Origin of the sequence: Halovenus aranensis (assembly GCF_900100385.1) — an archaeon.
In the GTDB taxonomy this organism is placed as follows: domain Archaea; phylum Halobacteriota; class Halobacteria; order Halobacteriales; family Haloarculaceae; genus Halovenus; species Halovenus aranensis.
On the sequence record NZ_FNFC01000047.1, the window covers coordinates 1 to 2,465 of the forward strand.

2 protein-coding genes are annotated in these 2,465 nt (G+C 50.1%); one reads left to right on the top strand and one right to left on the bottom strand.

The genetic code is table 11. From position 1 onward, the window contains the following. The first annotated feature begins 55 nt into the window (after nt 1–55). Nucleotides 56–1,027 (top strand): hypothetical protein, encoded by a 972-nt coding sequence (locus BLR34_RS16510; RefSeq protein WP_092704982.1) that lies wholly within the window; start codon nt 56–58, stop codon nt 1,025–1,027. Nucleotides 1,028–1,049: 22 nt separating this feature from the next. Here BLR34_RS16510 and BLR34_RS16785 read toward each other — a convergent pair whose 3' ends face one another. Continuing rightward, nucleotides 1,050–2,255 (bottom strand): O-antigen ligase family protein, encoded by a 1,206-nt coding sequence (locus BLR34_RS16785; RefSeq protein ID WP_143414212.1) that lies wholly within the window; start codon nt 2,253–2,255, stop codon nt 1,050–1,052. Nucleotides 2,256–2,465: the final 210 nt, after the last annotated feature.

A 2,465-nucleotide genomic window follows, 5' to 3' on the forward strand; every position in this document is an offset into this window, starting at 1 on the left:
CGACAGTTCCGTGAAATTGTCCTCATGTTCGCCATCTCCAACATAGAACCGCTCTGTGAGCCACTCTGACCATGATTCAGCATCTATTCAACACGACAGTTTTTACTTCAACGGTGACGTAAGCGACAACGTAAAGTCGCAGAATTCGGGGAAGATAGAGGGGTTCCCCGAAGTACGCGGGTCCGGGTGGAACTCCGTTCTTGCCCTTGAGCAGACCGCAGGCGGCACCCTGTCGATGGTGAAAGCCGGCGTGGGGCTTCACAACTCTGCCCGCCTGCTCCGCATTAACAGAGCTGATGCTTCTGGGTGGATCAACAATAATCAACTCCGGTTTATCGGCTCGGCTGCCACCGCTTCGACCGCCAAAATTCTCAATCTTAACGCTGGCAGCGGAGACGTCATCGGCAACGTCGTTGAAAGTCTCGGCGTGCAGGTCAAGGCACGCAATAAGCTCGTGGACTTCCTTGACGGGGGCAGGTGTGTAGGAAACGAGGTACGAGGCATCTGGGCCGACCCAAGCAACCTCTCGGCAAGCAATCTGATCGATTTCAACTCGTCGGATGGGAACGTGATGACCCTCAATCCACAATACCCTATCTACGAGGGGAACATCGCTTACGGCGGTGAGAACAGCGTTGTAAGCCTGTCTAACGGCAAGACAATCGCTGGCCTGTCCGGAGACGAAAAGGGAGTGTGGCAATATTCGATGAACTTCAACGATGTTGGCGTTCAGCGAGCCAATACGACCGCAATGGTAACAGCCGACAACACAGCTCAGTCGATGGCCGACATGGACAACACCAGGGCAGCCATTGTCATCGGCGCCGAACAGAGCGACATCGGCGACTCATTCGTGGACCTCGTGCTTTTCGCCGGTGCCCGGGACTCAACCGCAGTAAGCTTGGTTGAGCGCTTGAACATCACTCGGTCGTACAGTCGAAGCGGGACGCTCATCCAAATCTCCATTGACGACAATGGGGCCACATACAACGTGGCGGTGACCTCCTTCGATGGGCCGACCCCATAATGAAAACGTCTCTACCAGCCACTTACGACCGGCTGCGATCCCCGATCTGGGAGTCAAATGATGTTGATGAGGGCGGCGTTATCCTCATTTGGAGTGCGTAGCCAAGGATAAGAGCGGACATGGCTGAGACAGCTGATAAGCCAAATATAGATGAACCATTGAACAGGCCGATAATCATCGTCGCGGTCAACAAAATATAGACGCTGACCCCATCTGTTTGCGTGACCGACCAGATCGCTCGTCGAATGCTGATGAGATATATACAAACGTGAGCAAAGCCTGCTAAAATCCCGCCGCTCAACAAGACTTTCAGATACGCATTGTGTGGGTTTTTCGCGCCACCAGCCTCTACATAACGGCTAAGAACTTCTCCTAAGATACCTGGCCCATATCCCAGCGGACTATCAATCACAGCGCGGATAGTCGCAGTCCAGAGTTCTTTACGACCCGTTAAGTCAATCGGCAGATCAACTGGGAGGACATTGAAGAACATTAAAACCCCTACGAGAGCACTCATCATCCCAGTCACCGTCATTATTGCCAGCCATCGGCGGCCTGAAAGTTCGTGAACAACGAACAAGCCAGTACAGATCACAAGAATAGCAGCACCAACTCGAGAGCCAGAGAGAGCCACCGCACTCGCATTCACACCAAACAGGCCCATTGACCTTCGGTCTCCCTCACGAATAAACTGCAGTGAAGATAGTGCAGCAATGGCAGACGTTTGTCCTAATGTATTTGGATTAATAAATATGCCTGAAAATGTATTAAAATCTACTATAGGAAGCGACGTCGTCGTATGCCAGGCACGAATTTGGAAGGGGCCAATACCTATGCTGTCAACGAAAAGAGTTGGCACTGAGACTACCGTTAGGATGGCAGTAGCAACAGAAAACCAGTACCAAACGGGCCTCCATGTGGCGGCCTGAGGTAAAATAAACAGCACGAAATATGTCACACTGATGAAAGTGAGAGCGCGGAGGAATCTCGAGAGAGACGGATATCGAAAAAGGTTAAAAACAAACATAGTTGAAATAACAAGATAAAAAAGTTGTGTCTTTTTGTCCAATTTGTATCGTAACCGTCTGTTCTTAATCAGCGATAGAGCAATTACAACCAGTACAGCGCTTGATAAACCATAACCGACAAAACCGGGTATGAGCGTTGACTGGGATAAAAAGGTGCTGACGAGAAATATCGATGCCAATAGAGTCGGAACTTGTCTCATTTGCTAATTTCTAATTCCCCTCTAATAAAATAGTGTTGTATCGCCCTAACCCCGATCAAGGACTTCCCTACCAGCCAGTTTAGAACTCAATTCGTAATCTCCATTGACTGGCTTTCATTGGTCTTTAGCTAAGCCTCACCTCTAGGTTGTGTAGCGGTAACGAGTCTCTCTTGTAAGATCGGTCGTTGCTGGTGAATCTTCTGCGCATCT

What these genes read in the sequence shown, in the direction of transcription:
- BLR34_RS16785 (WP_143414212.1), bottom strand. Translation starts at nt 2,255, where the DNA reads ATGAGACAAGTTCCGACTCTATTGGCATCGATATTTCTCGTCAGCACC.